This is a genomic window from Brevibacillus panacihumi W25 (genome assembly GCF_000503775.1).
In the GTDB taxonomy this organism is placed as follows: Bacteria; Bacillota; Bacilli; order Brevibacillales; family Brevibacillaceae; genus Brevibacillus; species Brevibacillus panacihumi_A.
This window is the reverse complement of the sequence record NZ_KI629782.1, coordinates 1,338,620-1,360,685: the sequence shown is the minus strand read 5'-3', so window position 1 is coordinate 1,360,685 and position 22,066 is coordinate 1,338,620. Positions and strand designations below refer to the sequence as shown.

The 22,066-nt window shown below is 51.7% G+C and carries 21 protein-coding genes; 17 read left to right on the top strand and 4 right to left on the bottom strand.

All coding sequences use genetic code 11. The features are described from left to right. The first annotated feature begins 19 nt into the window (after window positions 1–19). Window positions 20–454: an acyl-CoA thioesterase gene (locus tag T458_RS35860; protein ID WP_023555847.1), complete on the top strand. Its 435-nt coding sequence runs from the start codon at window positions 20–22 to the stop codon at window positions 452–454. Between the two features lie 22 nt (window positions 455–476). Next, window positions 477–872, top strand: a complete 396-nt coding sequence (locus T458_RS35855; protein ID WP_031305491.1) for an FxsA family protein — start codon at window positions 477–479, stop codon at window positions 870–872. Window positions 873–927: 55 nt separating this feature from the next. Here T458_RS35855 and ytvI read toward each other — a convergent pair whose 3' ends face one another. Continuing rightward, window positions 928–2,061, bottom strand: coding sequence for a sporulation integral membrane protein YtvI (ytvI, locus tag T458_RS35850; RefSeq protein WP_023555845.1), 1,134 nt, complete (start codon window positions 2,059–2,061; stop codon window positions 928–930). Between the two features lie 419 nt (window positions 2,062–2,480). Here ytvI and citZ point away from each other — a divergent pair, with 419 nt between their 5' ends. From citZ to T458_RS35785, 12 genes are all read left to right on the top strand, one after another. Beyond that, on the top strand, window positions 2,481–3,593 hold the full coding sequence (gene citZ / locus T458_RS35840) for a citrate synthase (RefSeq protein ID WP_023555843.1): 1,113 nt from the start codon (window positions 2,481–2,483) through the stop codon (window positions 3,591–3,593). A 143-nt stretch (window positions 3,594–3,736) separates the two neighbouring features. After that, window positions 3,737–5,020, top strand: coding sequence for an NADP-dependent isocitrate dehydrogenase (icd, locus tag T458_RS35835; protein WP_023555842.1), 1,284 nt, complete (start codon window positions 3,737–3,739; stop codon window positions 5,018–5,020). A gap of 54 nt (window positions 5,021–5,074) precedes the next feature. Next, complete coding sequence (mdh, locus tag T458_RS35830) at window positions 5,075–6,013, top strand: malate dehydrogenase (RefSeq protein ID WP_023555841.1); 939 nt, start codon at window positions 5,075–5,077, stop codon at window positions 6,011–6,013. 139 nt (window positions 6,014–6,152) lie between these two features. Continuing rightward, on the top strand, window positions 6,153–6,848 hold the full coding sequence (locus T458_RS35825) for a response regulator transcription factor (RefSeq protein WP_023555840.1): 696 nt from the start codon (window positions 6,153–6,155) through the stop codon (window positions 6,846–6,848). Window positions 6,849–6,863: 15 nt separating this feature from the next. After that, window positions 6,864–8,639, top strand: coding sequence for a two-component system histidine kinase PnpS (gene pnpS, locus T458_RS35820; RefSeq protein ID WP_023555839.1), 1,776 nt, complete (start codon window positions 6,864–6,866; stop codon window positions 8,637–8,639). A 78-nt stretch (window positions 8,640–8,717) separates the two neighbouring features. Continuing rightward, window positions 8,718–9,374: a phosphate signaling complex protein PhoU gene (gene phoU / locus T458_RS35815; protein WP_023555838.1), complete on the top strand. Its 657-nt coding sequence runs from the start codon at window positions 8,718–8,720 to the stop codon at window positions 9,372–9,374. A 172-nt stretch (window positions 9,375–9,546) separates the two neighbouring features. Further along, a complete protein-coding gene (locus T458_RS35810; protein ID WP_023555837.1) occupies window positions 9,547–10,635 on the top strand; it encodes a PRK06851 family protein in 1,089 nt (362 codons plus the stop codon). Window positions 10,636–10,686: 51 nt separating this feature from the next. Next, window positions 10,687–11,622, top strand: coding sequence for a VanW family protein (locus T458_RS35805; RefSeq protein WP_023555836.1), 936 nt, complete (start codon window positions 10,687–10,689; stop codon window positions 11,620–11,622). 137 nt (window positions 11,623–11,759) lie between these two features. Beyond that, entirely contained in the window at window positions 11,760–12,188 is a 429-nt protein-coding gene (locus T458_RS35800; protein WP_023555835.1) for a MarR family winged helix-turn-helix transcriptional regulator, read from the top strand. A gap of 9 nt (window positions 12,189–12,197) precedes the next feature. Further along, window positions 12,198–12,857, top strand: a complete 660-nt coding sequence (locus T458_RS35795; protein WP_023555834.1) for an HlyD family secretion protein — start codon at window positions 12,198–12,200, stop codon at window positions 12,855–12,857. 5 nt (window positions 12,858–12,862) lie between these two features. Continuing rightward, complete coding sequence (locus tag T458_RS35790; protein WP_023555833.1) at window positions 12,863–14,080, top strand: efflux RND transporter periplasmic adaptor subunit; 1,218 nt, start codon at window positions 12,863–12,865, stop codon at window positions 14,078–14,080. Window positions 14,081–14,094: 14 nt separating this feature from the next. Further along, window positions 14,095–15,672 carry a DHA2 family efflux MFS transporter permease subunit gene (locus tag T458_RS35785; RefSeq protein ID WP_023555832.1) on the top strand — a complete coding sequence of 526 codons (1,578 nt, stop codon included), beginning with the start codon at window positions 14,095–14,097 and terminating at the stop codon, window positions 15,670–15,672. 24 nt (window positions 15,673–15,696) lie between these two features. Here T458_RS35785 and T458_RS57140 read toward each other — a convergent pair whose 3' ends face one another. Beyond that, window positions 15,697–15,846 carry a hypothetical protein gene (locus T458_RS57140; protein WP_171819359.1) on the bottom strand — a complete coding sequence of 50 codons (150 nt, stop codon included), beginning with the start codon at window positions 15,844–15,846 and terminating at the stop codon, window positions 15,697–15,699. Beyond that, a complete protein-coding gene (locus T458_RS35780) occupies window positions 15,803–16,756 on the bottom strand; it encodes a DMT family transporter (RefSeq protein ID WP_023555831.1) in 954 nt (317 codons plus the stop codon). Before T458_RS35780 ends, T458_RS57140 begins: the two co-directional genes overlap by 44 nt. Window positions 16,757–16,888: 132 nt before the next feature. Between T458_RS35780 and T458_RS35775 the strand changes: the two genes are divergently transcribed. Beyond that, window positions 16,889–17,629, top strand: a complete 741-nt coding sequence (locus tag T458_RS35775) for an N-acetylmuramoyl-L-alanine amidase family protein (RefSeq protein WP_023555830.1) — start codon at window positions 16,889–16,891, stop codon at window positions 17,627–17,629. On the opposite strand, the gene T458_RS35770 is transcribed toward T458_RS35775, so the two are convergent. After that, window positions 17,600–18,397, bottom strand: a complete 798-nt coding sequence (locus tag T458_RS35770; protein ID WP_031305488.1) for a divergent polysaccharide deacetylase family protein — start codon at window positions 18,395–18,397, stop codon at window positions 17,600–17,602. The genes T458_RS35775 and T458_RS35770 overlap by 30 nt on opposite strands. 142 nt (window positions 18,398–18,539) lie before the next feature. On the opposite strand from T458_RS35770, the gene polA reads away from it, so the two are divergent. Continuing rightward, window positions 18,540–21,182 (top strand): DNA polymerase I, encoded by a 2,643-nt coding sequence (polA, locus tag T458_RS35765; protein WP_023555828.1) that lies wholly within the window; start codon window positions 18,540–18,542, stop codon window positions 21,180–21,182. 50 nt (window positions 21,183–21,232) lie between these two features. Then, complete coding sequence (gene mutM / locus T458_RS35760) at window positions 21,233–22,066, top strand: DNA-formamidopyrimidine glycosylase (RefSeq protein ID WP_023555827.1); 834 nt, start codon at window positions 21,233–21,235, stop codon at window positions 22,064–22,066.

The window sequence follows — 22,066 nt, the reverse complement described above, 5'->3', positions numbered from 1 at the left end:
AGAGAAAGGGGCGAATCAGATGAGTCCAATCATCCATACCCATTCGTTGCGTGTGCGCTACGGAGAGACTGATCAGATGAGTGTCGTCTACCATACCAATTACTTGAACTGGTTTGAAGTAGGGCGTACCGAATTGATTCGAGCGGCAGGACTTAGCTATCGGCAGCTTGAAGAGAAAGGCGTGCTGCTGCCATTGACGGACGCCAGCATTTCCTATAAAAAGCCTGCAAAGTACGATGACGTTGTCGAGATTCGTACACATGTAGAACTGATTAGTCCGCTTCGGCTTACATTTGCTTATGAAATCGTTCGGTTGCCTGACGAAGAATTGCTGGTCACAGGCAAAACCATGCACGTCTTCACTACGACCGACTTGAGACCGATCCGACTCTCCAAAACCGAGCCGGAGGTATACGCTTGGCTGGAAGCTCAGCATAAGGGAGAGCAACTCTAAGGAAAAGGAGGGGATGTCGATGATGTTTCGCATCCTCATCGTCCTGTTCATCGTGGTACCCGCTATTGAATTATGGGGATTGATTGCAGTAGGGAAGGTCATCGGGGGCTGGACTACCGTAGCGCTGGTTATTTTGACAGGCGTAGTGGGAGCATGGCTCGCCAAACAGCAGGGATTGCAGGTATTTCGGCTTGTACAGCTTCAGCTCTCCCGCGGTCAAATGCCGACGGAGACGCTGATCGACGGGTTTTTGGTCCTTGTGGGCGGCATCCTGCTGATGGCACCAGGCTTTTTCAGCGACGTCATCGGACTGATCCTGCTCATCCCCTATACGCGCATGATCGTGCGCCATCTGTTGAAGCTGTGGCTGTGGAGATTGGTATCCTCTGGCCGCATCCAGCTTTTCTTTCGCCGATAATAAAGGAAAAAACCGTTAGCCTTCGCCTGGAATCAAGCGTTGGACCAGCGGTTTTTTACATAAAACGGCCTATCTTGATGTATTGCCATACATCTGAAAAAACATCTGCTTTGATCAAGGCATTGATCAGAACCAGCGCGACGGGGCCGATGATCAATCCCAGGAATCCGAACAGCTGCAGCCCGACGAACAGTGCGACAAGCGTCAAGAGAGGATCGAGACCGACGTTTTCTGCGACGACCTTTGGCTCGATCACCTGACGGAAAATAAGGACGACCCCGTACAAAATCGACAATCCAATGACGAGACTGTAGTTGCCCTTGAAGAACAAGTAGATGATCCAAGGGACAAAGACGGTTCCGGTCCCCAGGTATGGCAAGAGGTCAACCAGCCCTGTGAGCAAGCCGATGGTAATCGCGTAGTCAACGCCCAGGACCAACAGACCGATGATGACGATCGCTGCCGTGAGCGAGATCAAGGTTAGCTGAGCTTTGATAAACCCGACCAAGGCTCCCTTCAGATCGTTCAACACCTGATCGACACGGCTGTTTACGCCATTGGGCAGCAACCGGCGAAAACGTATCTTCCAAAGATAGAAGTCTTTGGAGATAAAGAAGGCGCCGATCAATGAGATGACAGACACGGTTGCCATATTGGGCAGCGAGAGCAAGAAGTTCTTCAGACCGTTGAGGAAGCGAATCATCAGATCCTGCCCGGTTTGGGTGATGGATGTAATCCCGCTTTGAACAGTACTGTCGATTTTATCCTTGGATTCCGGGTCCAAGTGGGCGTACATCCATTGTATCTGATCGTATAAGCCCATCAGAAAGTCTTGTGAAATCGTGCGTTGCAAGTAGGTTCCCAATTCTGTTGCGAAGCCGGGCAGCATTTTTGAGAGATCGTTGATTTCGGAGACCGTCTGCGTGATGATCACCGTCGCGACCCCCGCCACCACAAGCACCAGTACCAGCAAGGCGAGAAGAACGGACAGCCACCGGGGAAAGCGAAACTTGGTGCTCATGAATGTAACGGGCCGATTAATCAGGAGGGCAATGATTAAGGCAATGAGAAATGGGTAAAGTAAGGGTGTTCCGAACGAAATAATCCAATATGTTGCATAGACAAGCAAGCAAACCCATAAGAAACGAATGATCTGAAACAAGCGTTCCACCCAGTTTTCCCGATTCAAATGAGCTCTCCTCTCTGACCGAAATGTTGAAAGTATGTACGTCTTTCTATTATGCAACATGCGGATAGGCCGAGCAAGATACGCAGAAAAACAAAACCAAGTTTCATCCTTTGAAACATTTTTTCGCTTACCTTATTCACAAAATCGCAATAATCTTTTATAATTGGGTCGAATTAAGGTGGATTCTTTACCCCGCCATGCGAAAGTGGAACGTTGCCATCTGGTCATCTTTTCCCTTGCCAGCAGACACACAGCGAGAGGCAAGGATTTGCGTGGAATACATTCCCAGACAAGAGTGGTGGGTGAAAGAAACCGCTGCTTACAATTTCATAGAACTGTTTCAGGCTGTTTTACCGGTCATCGGGACAAGCGAGGCCTGAAGAGATCAACTACTCGAGTGGAAAAGGAGAGGGAATTCTATGACAGCTACCCGTGGACTGGAAGGCGTCGTTGCCGCACAATCTTCTATCTGTTCCATCGTTGATGGCGTTCTCTGCTACGGCGGGATCAACATCGACGAATTGGCGGAGCACGCAACTTTTGAAGAGGTTGTCTACCTACTCTGGCATGGAGCGCTACCGAAGCGTGATCAGCTGGAAACGTTGAAAAAGCAATTGGGTGAAAATGCGGCTGTACCTGCGCAAGTTCTGGACAGCATCCGCAACTATCCAAAAGGCGTTCACCCGATGGCCGCATTGCGCACAGCTGTCTCTTCGCTAGCTCTCTACGACCAAGAAGCGCAAGATATGACTCCTGAAGCCAACTATCGCAAGGCGATTCGCCTGATGGCGCAAACGCCTACTCTGATCGCGGCATTCGCTCGTCTGCGCAAAGGCCTGGAACCAGTCGCACCAAAAACGAATTACACCATCGCTGAGAATTTCCTCTACATGCTCAATGGGGAAGAGCCTACCGAGACAGCCGTCAAGGCGTTCAACGTAGCTTTGATCCTGCATGCAGACCATGAGTTCAACGCATCTACCTTCGCTGCCCGTGTAACCGTTGCCACGCTGACAGATATCTACTCCGGTATCGTATCTGCCATCGGCACGCTGAAAGGCCCGCTGCATGGAGGAGCCAACGAAGCGGTTGCCGCTATGCTGACTGAAATCGGTTCTATGGACAAAGTAGAAGGCTATGTACGCAACAAACTGGACAACAAAGAAAAAATCATGGGCTTCGGCCACCGCGTCTACAAAGATGGCGACCCGCGTGCAAAATGGCTCAAACAAATGTCCAAAGCGCTGACTGCACAAATCGGCCGTCCTGAGCTGTACGAGATGTCCGTAAAAATCGATGACATGGTGACAGGCGAAAAAGGCTTGAAGCCAAACGTCGACTTCTACTCCGCATCCGTCTACATCTCTCTGGGACTGGAAATCGATCTGTTTACACCTATTTTCGCGATCAGCCGTATGTCTGGTTGGACTGCGCACATCATGGAACAGTATGAAAATAATCGCCTGATCCGTCCACGTGCGGACTACATCGGTCCGGTCAACCAGCATTACGTGCCAATCGACCAACGCTAATTGATGCTATTCTTAAGCGTGGTGACAGGTGTACAGCTTTCTGTTGCACCTGATGGCGAAAGCTTGAGAACTACCACAACCAAGTGGTAGTTCTCCTACGTCTGGAAATATTTCCATTTATACTTACCATTGGAGGGATTCAATTGTTTAAAAACCTGTCTCAACCAACTGCTGGTGAAAAAATTACCGTAGACAACGGGAAATTGGTAGTTCCAAACAATCCGATCATTCCTTTTATCGAGGGTGACGGTACTGGTCCTGACATCTGGAAAGCGTCTGTTCGCGTTCTCGATGCGGCTGTAGAAAAAGCGTACAAAGGCGAGAAAAAAATCGCTTGGTTCGAAGTATTCGCCGGCGAAAAATCCTTCAACCAATTCAATGAGTGGCTGCCAGAAGACACACTGACTGCCGTTCGTGAATACCTGATTGCGATCAAAGGTCCTCTGACTACACCTGTTGGCGGTGGGATCCGCTCCATCAACGTAGCGCTGCGCCAAGAGCTGGACCTGTATGCTTGCGTACGTCCTGTTCAATACTTCGATGGCGTGCCATCCCCTGTAAAACACCCAGAACTGACTGACATGGTAATCTTCCGTGAGAACACAGAAGACATCTACGCAGGTGTAGAGTGGGCAGAAGGCACTCCAGAAGTGAAAAAAGTAATCGACTTCCTGCAAAACGAAATGGGCGTAAAGAAAATCCGCTTCCCGGAAACATCCGGTATCGGGATCAAGCCTGTTTCCAAAGACGGTACAGAGCGTCTGGTTCGCGCGGCGATCAACTACGCGATCGACAACAACCGCAAATCCGTTACCCTGGTACACAAGGGCAACATCATGAAGTTCACCGAGGGTGCGTTCAAAAGCTGGGGCTATGCAGTGGCTGAAGCTGAATTCGGCGACAAAGTATTTACCTGGGCACAATACGATCGTATCAAGGCTGAAGGCGGCGACGCTGACAAAGCGCAAAAAGAAGCAGAAGCAGCAGGCAAAATCATCGTAAAAGACGTGATTGCGGACGCGTTCCTGCAACAAATCCTGACTCGTCCGGCTGAATACGATGTCGTTGCAACCCTCAACCTGAACGGCGACTACGTATCTGACGCACTGGCTGCCCAAGTAGGCGGTATCGGTATCGCTCCAGGTGCCAACATCAACTACCTGACTGGTCACGCGATTTTCGAAGCAACACATGGTACCGCTCCGAAATACGCAGGCCTCGACAAAGTAAACCCATCCTCCGTGATTCTTTCCGGAGAAATGATGCTCCGTCACCTTGGATGGAACGAGGCGGCTGATTTGATCATAAACTCCATGGAAAAAACCATTTCCGCGAAAACCGTTACTTACGATTTCGCACGTCTGATGGAAGGCGCAACCGAGCTGAAATGCTCCGAGTTCGCGGATGCTCTGATCAACAACATGTAAGATCCGTTTCAAACATAACGGTTCGATACTCAACCAATCTGGAGGGGATTGAAAATGGCATTCCAGCGCAAAAAGATCGCAGTCATCGGTAGTGGTTTTACAGGAGCAACAACTGCTTTCATCCTGGGTCAAAAAGAACTGGGTGACGTCGTACTGGTTGACATCCCACAATTGGAAAACCCAACGAAAGGGAAAGCCCTCGATATGATGGAGTCCTCGCCTGTACTGGGCTTTGATGCCAAGATTACAGGTACATCGGACTACGCGCAGATCAAGGATGCAGACCTGGTGATCATCACCGCAGGTATCGCCCGCAAGCCTGGCATGTCCCGCGATGATCTGGTCAACACCAATGCCGGCATCATGCGCTCTGTCGCAGAGCAGGTAAAAACGCATGCGCCGAACTCCATCGTAATCGTACTCTCCAACCCTGTTGATGCGATGACGTACACCTTCTACCAAACCTCAGGCTTCCCGAAAGAACGCGTAATCGGTCAATCCGGCGTTCTCGATACGGCCCGCTTCCGCACCTTTGTGGCGATGGAGCTGAACGTATCCGTAGAAGACGTAACAGGCTTTGTATTAGGCGGGCACGGGGATGACATGGTTCCATTGGTGCGCTACTCCTATGCTGGCGGCATTCCATTGGAAAAACTGATCCCGCAAGAACGTCTGGATGCCATCGTAGAGCGTACCCGCAAAGGCGGAGGCGAGATTGTAGGCTTGCTGGGCAACGGTTCTGCTTACTATGCGCCGGCAGCTTCCCTGGTACAAATGGCGGAAGCGATCCTGAAAGACAAAAAGCGCATCTTGCCATCCATCGCTCTCTTGCAAGGCGAGTACGGCTACCAAGACCTTTACATGGGGGTACCAACCCTGCTCGGGGGCAATGGTATCGAGAAAATCTTCGAACTGGAACTGACTGCAGAAGAAAAAGCAGCCCTCGACAAATCTGCTGATTCTGTACGCAACGTCATTGCTGTATTGAAATAAGCAAAAGTACCAAACCTAAGGACGTCCTTCACGTGAGGGGCGTCCTTTTTACATCTTTACAAAAAAATTACTTGTCTTCCTCCCCCCCAATTGGCAGACTGGAGAGGAAACATTGGCATTCTAGGGGGAAAATACGAAAATGACAAAAATCTTGGTCGTGGATGACGAAGTGTCCATTGTGAAGCTGTTACAATTCAATTTGGAAAAATCAGGATACGAAGTGGTGACTGCTTTTGATGGAATGCAAGCGCTGGACATGGTGAAAAGTGAACAGCCGGATTTTATCATTCTCGATCTGATGCTGCCAAAGATGGATGGAATGGATGTATGCAAGACACTGCGACAAGAGAAAATTCTCACGCCAATTCTCATGCTGACGGCCAAAGATGACGAATTGGATAAAATAATCGGCTTGGAGCTGGGGGCGGATGACTACCTGACGAAGCCGTTCAGCCCGCGTGAGGTGATCGCCCGCGTGAAGGCGATCCTGCGCCGGATCCAGGTGACCCCTGAAGCAGCTCCATCTCCGGAGCATCTGGTGATCGCGATGGGAGAAATCCGCATCTATCCGGAAAAGTACGAGGTATATCGCCAAGACACCAAAGTGGAGCTGACACCGAAGGAATTCGAGCTGCTGCTTTACCTGGCCAATCACCAGGGACGGGTCTTGACTCGCGACCAGTTGCTCAATGCTGTCTGGAACTACGATTTTATCGGCGATTCGCGTATTGTGGACGTCCACGTGAGCCATCTTCGGGAAAAGCTGGAAGACGATACGAAAAACCCACGCTATATCAAAACCGTACGCGGGCTTGGCTATAAATTGGAAGGGTAAACGGGAGGCCGGACATTGACTCGTTTTCGCATCAAACTCACCTTGACGATCCTCGGCTTGATTTCGTTGGTTTTGCTATTGATGGGCCTCTATTTTGCCAAGGTATTGGAGAATGCCTATCTCCAGTCCCTGCACCAGCTCTTGTTACGGGAGTCGAGGCTGGTCGCACAGGTGGTGCGTTTTCCCGAAGTTTTCTTTCATCAGGGAAATCTGGCCGAGCAGGTGGAGCAGATCGCGCCTGCGGAAGAAGTACGGGTCACTGTCATCAATCGCGACGGCAGCGTGCTATACGACAACTACTCCCGGTTTCAAAAAATGGAGAATCATCTGGACCGACCGGAGTTCCAATCGGCCTTGGCGGGAGAGACGGGGATCTCGCGCCGCTACAGCGAGACGCTTGAAGAAGAGATGATCTATGTGGCAGTGCCAGTGCAGCAAGGAGACAAGACGATCGGAGCGGTGCGCTCCGCGATGTCCATCCGCGATATCACGGATACGGTGCACAACATGTGGTACAGCTTGTTTACGGGGCTGCTGGTGACACTCATCATCGGCTCGCTGGTTGTTTCCCGCATCTCCTTTTCGATTATTCGGCCGATTGAGGAGATTACCCGGGTAGCCGGGAACATCACACAGCGCCAGTTTGAAAGCAGAGTGCGCATCAAAGCCAAGGACGAGATCGGCCAGCTGGCGGGAGCAATCAACTTTATGGCTTCCAGCCTGGAGCAGCAAATGTACGAGATCTCGGAAAATCAGCAGCGCCTGTCCGGGGTGCTGAACAACATGACGAGCGGGGTTATTTTCATCTCGGAGCATCGCCGGATCATGCTCGTAAACCCAGCCGTTGAGAAAATGCTGGGGACCCCCGGGCATGATGTCGTGGGCAAGCTGCACATCGAGGCAGGAAAAAGCTTCGGGCTAAGCCAGTACATCGACCGTTGTCTGGACAAAAAGGAGAAGTTTCGCCAGGAGGTCCACATCTACTACCCGCATGAGCGCATCCTGGACGTCAACTTTGCTCCGTATATCAACTTCAAAGGGGAGTCCAAAGGGGTCGTGGTCGTGCTGCACGACATCACAGAGATCCGCCGCCTGGAGAAGATGCGCAGTGACTTCGTCGCCAACGTCTCCCATGAGTTGCGCACGCCGATTACCTCGATCAAGGGCTTTACGGAAACGCTGCTGGACGGAGCGATGCAGGATGAGGAAACATGCCGCAACTTTTTACAGATCATTTCCGATGAGAGCGAACGGCTCTACCGGATGATTCGCGACATTCTCGATCTGTCCAAGATCGAGCAGAAGCGGATTCCTCTGCAAATGGAGAGTGTCCATGTCCAGGAGGTGATTTCCTCGGCTGTGACCATCGTTCAGGAGTCCGCCCAACGCAAGCATCTGACCATTACCTGTCCGGACGAGACGCCCGAGATCTGGATGATGACCGATAAAGACTGCCTGCAGCAGATCATCCTCAATTTGCTGGCGAATGCGGTTGCGTACACGCCGGAGAACGGCAGGATTACGATCAAGACCGAGGTCACGCAGCAGCAGCTGAAATTGCAAGTAATCGATACGGGAATCGGCATTCCGGAGAAGGATATTCCGCGGATCTTTGAGCGCTTTTACCGAGTGGACAAAGCGCGAAGCCGGGATTCCGGCGGAACGGGTCTGGGTCTGGCCATCGTCAAGCACCTGATCGACAATTTGAACGGACAGATTTTTGTCGACAGCGTAGAAGGAAAAGGGACGACATTTACCATTCTTCTGCCAGGCGTTAAAAAATTTACGTAAAGAACACAATCCCTTCATGCTGGCTAGACAATTGCCATATACAGTGGTAATGAGATCCGTTTTGGAGGGGGAAACCGCATGACGCGTCATGCCTTTGAAGAACAACTTGATGTGCTTCATCGCAAGTTGATGACGATGGGGACACTGGTAGAAGAAGCCATACACAAATCCATTAAGAGCCTGGTAGAAAGAGATAGTACCTTGGCGGATGAAGTGGTAGCCAACGATCGGCTGATCAACGAGCTTGAACACGAGATTGAGGGCGGCTGCTTCCAATTGATTGCTTTGCAGCAGCCGGTCGGTCATGATTTGCGCCGTCTGGGGACGATGCTCAAGCTGGTAACGGATCTGGAGCGGATGGGCGACCACGCGGTGTCGATCGCCAAGACCACACGTCGTCTGAAGAATGAGGAGTACATTAAGCCCCTGATCGATATTCCCTTGATGGGTGATCACGTCAAGCAGATGGTCCGCGACTCCCTGAACGCCTACATCGCCCGTGACAAGGAAGAGGCTGAAAAGATTGCGGCCCGCGATGACGTCGTCGACAAGCTGTACTCGACGATCTTCCGCGATCTGATTGCGCTCATGACGAGGAACAGCGATTCGATCTCGCAAGCCACTCATCTTTTGCTGGTAGCGCAATACCTGGAGCGGATCGCCGACCATGTGACCAATATTTGCGAGTGGATCATCTACATGAAGACTGGGAAAATGACCGACTTGAATCAGTAAATAAGCAAAGAAGGAAGCCGTTGGGTACGCCAGCGGCTTTTTTTCCTCTTCTCCGCCACAGCTTGATGACCTCGCAACAAGATATTTGATACGAGACAGACGCCCATCGCGGCATGCCTGCATAGGATAGAGCGTACAAGAAATGTTTGACGAAGCAGCAGGAGGGATCAGGATGACAGCAGCAGAACGCCATATTTACGCGGCGGGCAACACAGCCAGAGGGTATCGCACCTTGTACGAATCCGTACTGGCGGACATGGACCGCGTCTACTTGCTGACAGGTGTCGTGGAGGGCATCACGTCTGCCTTGATTGAGAAGATGGGAAAAGAACTGCAAACACAGACAGATCAGGTGGAATGGATTCATTCCCCTTTTATGAACGGACAGTTTGACGGGATCGTACTGCCCAAACAGAGAGTCGCGATCATGGACCACAGCTACCCGCGCGTGTGGAGGCCGAAGGGACCGGGTCTGACGGAGATCCACGTCAATTTGCAGACCGCACTGATCCCTGACCGCCTTGCTCCGCACAAGGAACAGATCGCTCGGTGGTACGAGGAGATCTTTCGTTACAACCAGCAGGCATATGAGGCATATGGAGAGGCGCTGCGCATCCATGACGACTGGGAGGGCATCTACATCGGCAACCTGGACCGGGAGAAGGTGAATCAGATCACAGAAGAGTTGAAACAGCAATTTTTCGGGTCAGACAGCTTGAGCAAAACCTCCCGTGTCCGCCGCATGTACCTCGGGGCAGCGACACCGGCAGGGCCTGTCGACCACATCATGAAGCTGACCGATCATCTGGAGAAACGGTATTTTATCAAAGGACGGCCGGGTTCAGGGAAGTCGACGATGCTGAAAAAACTGGTCAGCGAGGCGGAGAGAAAGGGCTTCGATGTCGAGGTATACCACTGCGGTCTTGACCCGAACAGCCTGGATATGGTGATCTTCCCGGAAAAAAGCGTAGCGATTTTCGATAGCACGGCGCCGCATGAGTATTTTCCCAATAAAGAGACTGACGAGGTCATCGACATGTACACCCTGGCCATTACACCAGGAACAGATGAACGTTTCAGCGAAGAAATCGAAAAAATCAAGACTCGCTATACGAAAAAGGTAAAAGAAGCGACTGGTTATCTCGTAGAGGCGAAAAACAGGCGTGAACAGCTGAATGCCGTCTACTTGCAAGCGGTCGATCAGACACGATTGCATGCGGTAGGTCAGGCGATCACAAGTGTATTGATACGCGATCATTGAGAATGAAACCCGTTCGACTGCTCATACTACGGGAAGGAGGTGAGCAGCCGGATGGGTTTTTCATTGACTCTGGCGATGCTGCTGTTAGCCGCTCCCCTGGACCCAACGGATCTATTTGAGGTAGAGCTGGAAGGCAAAACGGTAGCGGTGTTGAATCGAGACGATGTTACGCTGCCATTTTCCGGTGTTCCGCTCGTGGATGTCAATCAACTGGAATCCGTCGTCGACGAGTTGGACAAGCTCAGCTACCGGGAGCCGATCAATGCGACCGTCTCTGACAGCGGCAGAATTGTGCCAGAGCAAAAGGGTCGCCGGCTGGATCGACGGGAGTTCCTCTCGCAGGTCTACCATTACTACTATGGTGCGGGATCAAAAGGGCTTCACATTCCTTTTCAGGTTATTCATCCAAAAGTAGACCGGGCATTGCTCAAACAGGTGCAAAAGAAAACGATCGGAAGGTATATCACGTACTTTAACAGTGGGAACAAGAACCGCTCCCATAACATCATGCTTGCTTCAAAGGCAATCCATAACTACGTGCTGCTGCCTGGAGAAATTTTCTCTTTCAATAAAGTAGTCGGCAAACGAACGCCAGCAAAAGGCTATTTGCAAGCTCCGGTCATCGTGCGCGGTGAGCTATCTGAAGGGATAGGCGGGGGGATTTGCCAAGTGTCCTCCACGCTGTTCAATGCGGTAGACAAGGCAGGGCTGCACATCCTGCAACGATACTCGCACAGCCGCCACGTCGCATATGTCCCTCCCGGGCGTGACGCAACCGTCAGCTGGAATGGCCCCGACTTTGTTTTCCAGAACAAATACGCTTATCCAATCCTGATCAAGGCAAGGTCCGCTAACGGACAGATGTACGTATCCATCCACTCCTTCCCGGAATTGGAGTATGACCCGCGCGATGTGCCAAGCGTACAGGAGCATCTCCCCGAGGAAGAGCCAATCAATCCCTCCTTAACGGATCAACCAGCACCCTGAAAGAAAAGAGGTGCTGTTTTTTGTACTTTTTTACACTTTTGAAGAAAAGAAATAGTTGCCATCCAGCCAAAATAGGCGTATAGTGTTGGCTGTGATTCATTTCGCGTACGAAATATTTGAGCAGAAAGGAGAGTCAAATGAACAGGCCTTTGCATATCCGCGACTTGCTCAAGCGCTTGAATAAAACGCTGGGAGCTATGGCCACCAAAGAGTTGGCCAAATATGGTCTTACCGTCCCGCAACTGGTCGTGATCCGTCAGATCATTGAGGAACCGAAAACCATCGGGCAAATCAGTAAGGCAGTTGACTTATCCTATAGTACAACATCGGGGATCATTGATCGGCTGGAAAGGGAACAATTCGTGGCGAGAGTCCGGGATGAGAATGACCGTAGAGTCGTCTGGATATCGAAAACGGAGAAATTGAAAAATTTGTTTGCAGAAGTGGATCTATTTACAGGGGAATTTTACAAACGTAGTTTTCAAGGCTTTTCGGATGAAGAACTGAATAATATTATCCAATCATTGGAGACGTTGCTCGAGAAAATCGAAGAGAGAGAAAGCTGAGGAGAAAAGATGAAGCGAAAACTGGTATTGTACATCATTTTACTCCTACTCGTCGGAGGCGGCGGAGGGATCGGATACTATTACTGGTATCAAGGTGCGAATTATGTCACAACTCAGGATGCGCGTGTATCTGGAGATATCTATCGGGTAATGCCCAAATTGACAGGGAAACTGTCAAGCCTGGATGTCAAAGAGGGAGATACCGTTATCGCAGATCAGGCAGTGGGACAACAGGATACTGCTAATCTGGCTGCCAACATGCTGGAAAACAGCGTTCTGCGGGCACCTATCACGGGAACCGTAATCAAAACCCAGGCAAAAGTCGGGGAGGTGGTCTCGACTGGTCAAACGGTTGCACTGGTTATCGATGAAAGCCAGCTGTACATCTCGGCCAACCTGGAGGAGACAGAGATCGGCCGCGTCAAATTGGGACAAAAAGTGGAAATCAAAGTGGACGCTTATCCTGGGAAGACACTGATCGGTCACTTGTCCGAAATCGGTCAGGCGACGAACTCGATGTTTTCTTTGATGCCGGCAGTCAATACAAGCGGCAACTTTACAAAAGTAACCCAGCGCATTCCGGTAAAAATCGCCTTGGATGATACGGCAGGAATTCAACTGTCAGCTGGTTTGAATGCAGAAATCAAAGTGCATGTGAAGGAGAGGTAAGCAGGATGAAAAAAACGGCAAAAACACTCGGGCTCCTCATAGCGGCGGTATCGTTATTCGCTGCGGGCTGCAGCGAGTCATCCACCTCTTCGGCTGAGACCTTCCCGGCGGTAAAAACTTGGAAAGTAGCCTCTGTTCAGACAGGTCTGACAGCGAACGGCAAGGTCGTGGCTGCGGAAGAGGTGCAGGTGGTCTCCAAAGTATCGGGGAAGGTGGCGACCGTTCCCGTACAGGAAGGCTCTGTAGTCAAGCAGGGAGATACACTGGTCACGCTTGAAGCGAGCGATTTTCAGGAGCAGATCAACCAGGCGCAAGCGGCGATTGCAGGAGCGGAAGCCAGACTGCGCGATACAAAGGCTGGCGCCCGGACCCAACAGCTTCAACAACTGGCCAGTACCGTAGAGCAGGCACAGGCAACCTTGAAAGTGGCAGAAAACAACTACACACGGATGAAGGCTTTGTTTGATTCCGGTGCCCTGTCTCAGGCGGAGCTGGAACGCGTCACTCTCGATACGGAAAAAGCCCGCACAGGTCTCGAACAGGCGCAAGCGGCGTACGATTTGGCGAAGGCTGGTCCGACCGCTGATTCAGTAGCGGCTCTGGAAGCAGAGGTTGCCCGCTTGAGATCAAGCCTGGATATGGCGAAAAACGGGTATGACAATACCATTATCCATGCACCGATCTCGGGGATTGTCGCGAAGAAAAACGTGAATCCGGGCGAGATGGCCGGAGCAGGTGCGCCTCTATTGGTTCTGGTGAAAATGGACCAGGTGAAGGTAGAGGCAAGCGTGCCGCAAGCCATGATCAACAACGTAAAAGTCGGCAGTACTGTCGACGTGAAAGTGGCAGGGATGGCTGAGAAGGTGTGGAGTGGAGAGGTAGAATTTGTTTCCCCTGTCTCTGATGCCAACAGCAGCTCCTTCCCGATCAAGGTAAGACTGGATAATCAGGATGGCCTGCTGCGCGCCGGGATGGTAGCAGAGGTATACCTGCAAGGGGAAGCGCAAAAGGGAACGAAAGTACCTGCTTCCGCAGTCGTGGAAAAAGAAAACAAGAATTACATCTACACAGTAGATCAAGGTGTGGTCCACCAGGTAGAGGTATCTGTGAGTGAATCCGGAGCCGACTGGGCCGTGGTCGCATCAGGGGTAAAGGAAAACGATCAGATCGTGATTCATCCGACTGACGAGTTATCAGATGGCAGCATGGTGAGCGCAAACTAGCGGGGGTGAGAAATATGGCAGAAGCGGTAGCACAGCAGGAAGAGAAAAGCGGAAGCGGCGGCATGTGGCTGTCTCTTCTCGCTATTCTCTCCGGCACCTTCGTAGCGATCCTGAACAACAGTTTGATTAACGTCGCCCTTCCATCGATGGTCAACATCTTCGGATCGACGACAGACACCATGCAATGGGTATTGACGGGATACATGCTGGCCAATGCGGTAATGATTCCGATGAGCGGTTCCTTGTCCGCAAAATTCGGCTCCAAACGTATCTTCATTCTCTCACTAGCTTCCTTTACCTTATCCTCGGTGTTATGCGCCCTGGCATGGAGCGATACCTCATTGATCGCGTTTCGCGTCATTCAGGGCGTCAGCGGCGGCATGATCATGCCTATTGGGATGTCCATGATCTACATGATCGTGCCACGAGAAAAAATCGGGATGGCCTTAGGTATTTTCGGGATTGCTTCCATGACAGCGCCTGCCTTGGGACCTACGCTGGGTGGATACTTGATTGAGTTTTTAAGCTGGCAATTCCTTTTTTTGGTGGGTGTTCCATTTGGGATTTTTGCTGTCTTGATGAGCAGCATTCTCTTGAAGGAGACGCCGAAAAAACCGGAACTATCGTTTGATTATCTGGGAGCCTTTCTGGCAGTTGTAGGGTTTGGATCTCTCCTGCTTGCTTTCAGTAAAGGGCAGGCAGAGGGCTGGGATTCGTTTTTTATCGTCAGCTTGTTCTTTGTGGCGATCATGAGCCTGGCTTTGTTTGTCTGGGTAGAGCTCGGGAAGGAACAGCCTCTCCTGGACCTGCGCTTGCTGAAAATTCCTGTCTTCTCCCTCAGTATTTTGACATCAGGTTTTGTCATGATGGGGATGATGGGCGGGATCTTCCTGATGCCGATCTTTTTGCAAAACGTCCAGGGCCTGACTGCCATGGAGTCGGGGATTCTGTTGATGCCGCAATCCATTGCGATGGCCATCATGATGCCGATCAGCGGAAAGCTGATGGATAAATACGGCATTGGTCCGATCGGCTTGGTTGGTCTCGTTACGATGAGTGTCACCACGTTTGAATTGCACAATCTGGCTGCCGACAGCATGCATGAATGGATTGACATGATCTTGACCATACGGGGGATCGGAATCGGTCTTTGCATGATGACGCTGTCTACAGTCGGGATGAACGCCGTCCCGCGCCAGAATGTAGGGGATGCATCACCGCTCTCCAACGTCTTGCGTCAGGTGATGAGCTCGTTTGCCATTGCGCTGTTGACCGTATGCATGCAAACAAGACAAACGTTCCATATGTCCTCCATCGCTGAGAATTTGAACAGTGATATGGCGACACAGCTATTAACTGGCCTTGGTGGCATGTACGCGCAAGCTGGGGTGGATACGGCTTACGGAACAGCAGGGGCGACCAGTATCCTGTACGGAATGATGGCAAAAGAAGCCTTGGTTCGCGGGATTGGAGACACTTTCCTGATCTCGGCGATCCCGATCGTCATCTCCATTCCGTTCCTGTATTTCCTGCACAAAAAACCAAAGCCGCCAGCCGACCAAGCGTCGGAAAAACAAAAGACAGCAGCCTGATGAGGTTGCTGTCTTTTGTCCTGTTCAAGAGGAGAGCAGCTTGGTGATCCAGTAAATGATTCGTCCCACGATGTACCCGAGAAAAATCACCCAGCCGATCTTGGCCCAGACACTAAGCCCTTTGATATAATCACGTAAGCTTTTTCGTTGTCGCGGTTGCCGATGCTGGTTCACCCGGGCTCACTCCTTTCGCGGATGGTTGATTGAAGCGGATAAAGAGATAAATGCCTCCAAGAATGATCAACCCGCCAATCCATTGCGGCAGGGTTACCGTTTCTCCAAGGATGATATAGGCGAGAATGGCGGTCCCGACCGGTTCGCCAAGGATCCCCATGGAGATTGTCGTCGTATTCAGCCACTTGATCACCCAGTTGAGCAAGGAATGGCCAAGCAAGGTCGGAAACAATGCGAGGCAGAAAAACCAGCCCCAATTCTCCGCAGAATAACCCACCAACGGGTATCCCAGAACCAGATCATAGCCGATCAATAGTAGGCTCGTCATGGTGTAGACGACAAGGGTATACGTGAAGGATGAGAGATGCTGGCGAAGAAACTGCCCGACCAGCCAGTAGCCGGTAACGGTGACAGCCCCAAGCAAGGCGAGTATGTCTCCAAGCAGGGCCATTCCGCCAATCTGGAAATCACCCCAGGCGATAACGAAGCTGCCCGCGATGGCAGAGATTCCACCCAGCAGCGCGAGCGGACGAATTCGCTCCTGGAAGAAGAAATACCCTCCGATAAAGGCAAAGAGCGGCTGCAGAGTCACGAGCACGGTAGAGCTTGCCACAGATGTGTAGTTGAGGGATTCAAACCAGAGCAGGAAGTGGCTGGCCAGAAAAGCGCCAGACAGGATGCACAATCCCCATGCCTTCTTGGACATCCGGCCGATTTCCTTCCACGCGCCGCGATTCCAAAACAGCAGCGGGAGTGTAAGAACGGCTGAAAAGACCAGCCGATACGTGGCAATAATCGGTGCAGGGGCATCCGAGAGTTTGACAAAAATAGCGGAAGTGGAGATGGCTAGAACAGAAAAGATAAGGACGAGATAAGGTGATACTACAGGTTTGTCCGAGGATTGTTGCACAAGAAAGCACCCTCTTACCGAGAATTGAGAATCTGGATCGTCTCTATTGTATCGTTGGCGGGTGCAATTCACAATGTTAATGCTTTTACTGGCCGTTGAGAGGTTTTCTTTTCAACTGGAAATCCTACAAGCATGCGAAACAAAATCCTTGTTCTCATCACGGTTGCACTGTTGGCGATTTCGAGTTACCCGAGCCGAACCTCGGCTCTCCCGTTCACCCCCATACAAATTCTCATAGACGTCGGACACGGAGGTGTGGATTCAGGTACGACGTACGGATCCCTGTACGAAAAGGACATCAATCTCCAGGTAGCAAAGGAATTGTACCGCCAATTGACAGAGGCTGGCTTCAAGACCGCACTGAATCGCAGCGAAGATATTGCGCTAAGCGATGACAACCGTTGGCTGAAAATCCGCTCCCGCCATCTGCGTGATCTCGCCCAGCGACGAAATCTCGCTCAAGTGATCGATCCTCAGATGATGCTCAGCCTGCATGTCAACTGGTCAGCGGATTCCAAACGACGCGGGCCGTTGGTATTGTACCAAAGCAACGAGCAAAGCTACATGCTTGCCCAGCTGCTGCAAAACTCCCTGAATCGCTATGCCGGAACGAAGCAAAAGCCGGTAAAAGGAAAGACGTATTACATGCTTCGCCACAACTACTGTCCGTCTGTCATCATCGAGATGGGCTTTATCAGCAATGCGCAGGATCGCGCGGAGATGACCAGTCCTGCAGGCCAAAAAAAGATCGCTCAGGCCATTCGAGAGGCCGTGAGCGAATACGTAACCCTGACGGGAGAGATAGCAGTTGAGCAGCAGGTGGAGGAAAGCTTATGGCAGGACTTAGTTGACCGTTTGGAAAATCAGTTTTGAGATCGTGACGAATTCAGCCTCCTTCTGGATCCGCGGGATGTACTGCCGCAGAAGGGAGGCTGTTTTCTTGCCAGCCGGCCCGACATGGCCGATGACGACGCAGCGTTGCTCTTTGTCAAGGCGATGACAGGCTATTTCCAGCTGCTTGGTAATGTGTTCCGTGGTGTGGGAATCATCGAGAAACATCTGATTCTCCGTGTAGGGAACGCCGATCTCCTGCGCAATTTTTCCTGCTATACTGCGATGGTTGGTCTTGCTGTCCAGATAAAAAAGCCCTCGCTCCTTCAGAACACTCATCACGATTCGCATGACACGCTCGTCGGCAGTCGCTTTGGAACCCATGTGGTTGTTCATGCCGATTGCGTGAGGGACCTCATCGATGGCTTTGTGCAGCCGACTGCGGATCTCCTCGTCGGACAAATCCGTTGTGATGGCCCCTGGTCCCAGCCACGAGGCCCTTCCCTTGAAGGGCTCCATCGGCATGTGCACGATGACGTCATGCCCGTTTTTATAGGCGAGCTCAGCATCCTTCTTCGTGCTGGGCAAGAAAGGCATGACCGCAATCGTCATCGGAACGGGCATGGAGAGCATTTCCTCCGTGCCTTTCATGTTGTTGCCGAAATCATCAATTACAAATGCGACCTGCTTGGGTTTGGCTGGAAGCGGAGCGGGTGAGAGACCGGGGCTAGCAGCTGTCGCTTGAAAGCCGTTTGTACATGTGAAAAGGAAGCATGCAAGCACATAAGGAAAGAATTTTTTCAACTGCATAGGATCGCCTGCCTTGTGGTTTTCGTTTAGTTTGTTCAAGCCTGGTTCTCTTTACCCATTCGCCCTTACAGGCTTGGCTTGGATGTTTCCCCTATGTTACGATTAAGGATAGTACGTTTTGTCACGAGAGGGGTCGGGATCGTTGGGTCATTTTGTCTTGATAGACGGGAATAGTATTGCCAACCGCGCCTTTTATGCACTGCCGTTGCTGTCCACGTCAGCGGGACTGCATACGAATGCTGTGCTCGGTTTTACGACCATGCTGTTGAAGGTATTGGAAGAGCTCCAGCCGACACATATCATGGTCGCATTTGACGCTGGCAAAGTCGTGTTTCGCCACAGTGAATTTGCGGAGTACAAGGGTGGACGGAAAAAGACGCCGCCCGAGCTTTCCGAGCAGTTCCCGCTCATGCGTGAATTATTGGACGCCTTCTCCATCAAGCGATTTGAGCTGGAAGGCTATGAAGCGGACGACATCATCGGCACCCTGACGAAACAGGCTGACGAACAGAATTGGAAAACGACTGTAATCACCGGGGACAAGGATATGCTGCAGCTCGTCTCGGACCATGTAAGCGTAGCTTTGACGCGTAAGGGCGTCAGCGAGATCGAGCTGTACACGCCACAGGAGATCACGGATAAATACGGCCTTGAGCCGCTGCAAATCATTGATTTAAAAGGGTTGATGGGCGATACCTCCGACAATATTCCAGGGGTCCCTGGGGTAGGAGAAAAAACAGCCCTGAAGCTGCTGCATGAGTACGGCTCCGTGGAACAGGTGCTGGAAAACGTCGATCGCGTATCCGGCAAAAAACTTCAGGAGAACCTGCGGGAAAATGTGGACAAGGCCAAGCTGAGCAAAGCTTTGGCGACGATTATGCGAGATGCGCCCGTAGAGCTCAATCTTGGCGATACAGCCTACGATGGCTACGACGGGGCTTCCGTCACGGAATTCTTTAAAAAGATGGAATTCAAATCTCTGCTGTCCAAAGTGAAGGGTACAGCCCCAACTGCGCAGAGTGAAGAAAAACAGGCATTTTCCTTTGAGGTCGTGACGTCTGCAAATGCGGACGCCTTCGCAGCCAATCTGACTTCCCCGATGGCGATCTACGTGGAGATGGACGGAGAGAATTACCACCATGCGCCGATTCTGGGATTTGGCTTGGCGAACGAAGACATCGCGCTTTATGTTTCCTGGGACGAAGCCAAGGAATGGGAAGCTTTCCGCAACTGGCTGGGGGACGCAGGCCAGGAGAAATGGACGTTTGACGGCAAGCGCGACACAGTGGGACTCGCTTGGCACGGTCTGGACATCAAAGGCATCAACTTTGATGTATACCTTGCCTCCTACCTGCTCAATGCAGCGGAGAGCAATCCGACTGTGGACAGCATCGCGGCCCAATACGCACAGATACGTGTCCTTCCCGACGAGGAGTTGTACGGAAAGGGCGCCAAGCGGTTGATCCCCGAGACGGATGAGTTGAGCGAGCATGTCGCGAAAAAGGCGAAGGCCATCTGGCAATCGGTCCCTGTTCTGCGCGAGCAACTGGAGGAAAATGACTTATCCGGATTGCTCAACGATCTGGAAGGACCACTTAGTCTGGTTCTTGCAGAGATGGAGAAGCACGGGGTACGCGTGAATGCCGAACGATTGGCTCAAATGGGGGACGAACTCGATCGCAAGCTGGAGGAGTTGACCGCGAAGATCTATGATTTGGCCGGCATGTCCTTTAATATCAATTCGCCCAAACAGCTCGGGGAGGTCTTGTACGAAAAGCTGGATTTGCCTGTTTTGAAAAAGACCAAAACGGGACCTTCGACGAGCGCAGATGTGCTGGAAAAGCTGGCGCCTTATCATCCGATCATCGACACCATCCTCACCTTCCGTCAGTTGGGCAAGCTGCGCTCTACCTATATTGAGGGTTTGACCAAGGAAATTCACGGGAATACAAGCAAGGTACACACCATCTTCAATCAGGCCACGACGGCGACCGGGAGATTGTCCAGCACAGATCCCAACCTGCAGAACATCCCGATCCGTATGGAAGAGGGACGGAAGATCAGGGAAGCATTCATCCCTTCCGAGGCAGATTGCTATATCCTGGCTGCTGACTACTCGCAGATCGAGCTGCGCATCCTGGCCCATATCTCCGGGGATGAGAATCTGATTGATGCGTTCCGCAAGAATATGGATATTCACACGCGCACGGCAATGGATGTGTTTGGTGTGGCCGAACAGGATGTAACCTCCCTGATGCGGCGTCAGGCCAAAGCAGTTAATTTCGGGATTGTGTACGGCATCAGCGATTATGGCTTGTCGCAAAACCTGAATATCACCCGCAAAGAAGCAGGCGACTTTATTGAACGCTATTTCTCCGTCTTCTCAGGCGTGAAACGCTGGATGGAAGAGATTGTCCAGCAGGCCAAGCAGGACGGCTACGTCACGACTCTGCTTCAGCGCCGCAGATACCTGCCGGATATTCGCAGCAGCAACTTCAACCTGCGCTCCTTCGCCGAGCGTACGGCGATGAATACGCCGATCCAGGGAACAGCTGCAGATGTCATCAAGCTGGCGATGATCCGCATGCAGAAGTCCTTGGAGGAAAAAGGACTGAAAAGCCGCATGCTGCTGCAGGTGCATGACGAATTGGTTTTTGAAGTGCCGCAGGATGAATTGGAGCTCATGCAGGAGCTGGTGCCTGAGGTCATGGAAAACGCACTCGAACTGGATGTTCCGCTCAAGGTGGACGTGAATTACGGACGCAGTTGGTATGACGCCAAGTAGGCGAGCCGATTGACAGATAAGAGAAATGAGACAGCGAGAGGAGGAGGCATATGCCGGAATTGCCAGAGGTGGAGACAGTCGTACGTACTCTGCAGACGCTTGTAAAGGGAAAGAAAATCGAGCGGGTGAGTGTGAGCTTGCCGCGAATCGTTCGTCAACCCGATGATGTAGAAGCGTTCAAGGCGCAATTGTGCGGACAGACGATTCATGAGATCAAAAGGCGGGCCAAGTTTATCCAGTTCATTCTCGACCAGGATGTGCTGATTTCCCATTTGCGGATGGAAGGCAGATATGGACTGTATACATCCGTGGAACCGGTGGAAAAGCATACACACGTCATTTTTCACTTTACGGACGGAACCGAGCTGCGCTATCGAGACGTGCGCCAGTTTGGCACGATGGATGTCTATCCCAAGGGACTCGAAACAACCGTCGGTCCATTGGCGAAGCTCGGCGTAGAGCCGCTGGACGAGGGATTTACTGCGGAGCTTCTGCGTGGATTATTGAAAAACCGCACGACAAAAATCAAGCCGCTGCTGTTGAACCAGGAATGTCTGGTGGGGCTGGGGAATATTTATGTGGACGAGTCGTTGTTCAAGGCGGGGATTCACCCGGAGACTCCGGCGGGAAAATTGACAAACAAGCAGGTCGCGCGTCTGCACGAGAGCATCGTGTCGACGTTGCAGGAAGCCGTCGAGCAAGGCGGCAGTTCGATCAAATCCTACGTAAACGGTCAGGGCGAAATGGGGATGTTCCAGCAGTCGCTTACGGTTTACGGACGCAAGGATGAACCGTGCGTGAACTGCGGAACGCCGATTGTCCGCTTTGTTGTTGGCGGCCGAGGGACGCATGTCTGCCCGAAATGTCAGAAGCGGAAGTCATAA

What these genes read in the sequence shown, in the direction of transcription:
- T458_RS35860 (WP_023555847.1), top strand. Translation starts at nt 20, where the DNA reads ATGAGTCCAATCATCCATACCCATTCGTTGCGTGTGCGCTACGGAGAG.
- T458_RS35855 (WP_031305491.1), top strand. Translation starts at nt 477, where the DNA reads ATGTTTCGCATCCTCATCGTCCTGTTCATCGTGGTACCCGCTATTGAA.
- citZ (WP_023555843.1), top strand. Translation starts at nt 2,481, where the DNA reads ATGACAGCTACCCGTGGACTGGAAGGCGTCGTTGCCGCACAATCTTCT.
- mdh (WP_023555841.1), top strand. Translation starts at nt 5,075, where the DNA reads ATGGCATTCCAGCGCAAAAAGATCGCAGTCATCGGTAGTGGTTTTACA.
- T458_RS35825 (WP_023555840.1), top strand. Translation starts at nt 6,153, where the DNA reads ATGACAAAAATCTTGGTCGTGGATGACGAAGTGTCCATTGTGAAGCTG.
- phoU (WP_023555838.1), top strand. Translation starts at nt 8,718, where the DNA reads ATGACGCGTCATGCCTTTGAAGAACAACTTGATGTGCTTCATCGCAAG.
- T458_RS35810 (WP_023555837.1), top strand. Translation starts at nt 9,547, where the DNA reads ATGACAGCAGCAGAACGCCATATTTACGCGGCGGGCAACACAGCCAGA.
- T458_RS35805 (WP_023555836.1), top strand. Translation starts at nt 10,687, where the DNA reads ATGGGTTTTTCATTGACTCTGGCGATGCTGCTGTTAGCCGCTCCCCTG.
- T458_RS35800 (WP_023555835.1), top strand. Translation starts at nt 11,760, where the DNA reads ATGAACAGGCCTTTGCATATCCGCGACTTGCTCAAGCGCTTGAATAAA.
- T458_RS35795 (WP_023555834.1), top strand. Translation starts at nt 12,198, where the DNA reads ATGAAGCGAAAACTGGTATTGTACATCATTTTACTCCTACTCGTCGGA.
- T458_RS35790 (WP_023555833.1), top strand. Translation starts at nt 12,863, where the DNA reads ATGAAAAAAACGGCAAAAACACTCGGGCTCCTCATAGCGGCGGTATCG.
- T458_RS35785 (WP_023555832.1), top strand. Translation starts at nt 14,095, where the DNA reads ATGGCAGAAGCGGTAGCACAGCAGGAAGAGAAAAGCGGAAGCGGCGGC.
- T458_RS35775 (WP_023555830.1), top strand. Translation starts at nt 16,889, where the DNA reads ATGCGAAACAAAATCCTTGTTCTCATCACGGTTGCACTGTTGGCGATT.
- T458_RS35770 (WP_031305488.1), bottom strand. Translation starts at nt 18,397, where the DNA reads ATGCAGTTGAAAAAATTCTTTCCTTATGTGCTTGCATGCTTCCTTTTC.
- mutM (WP_023555827.1), top strand. Translation starts at nt 21,233, where the DNA reads ATGCCGGAATTGCCAGAGGTGGAGACAGTCGTACGTACTCTGCAGACG.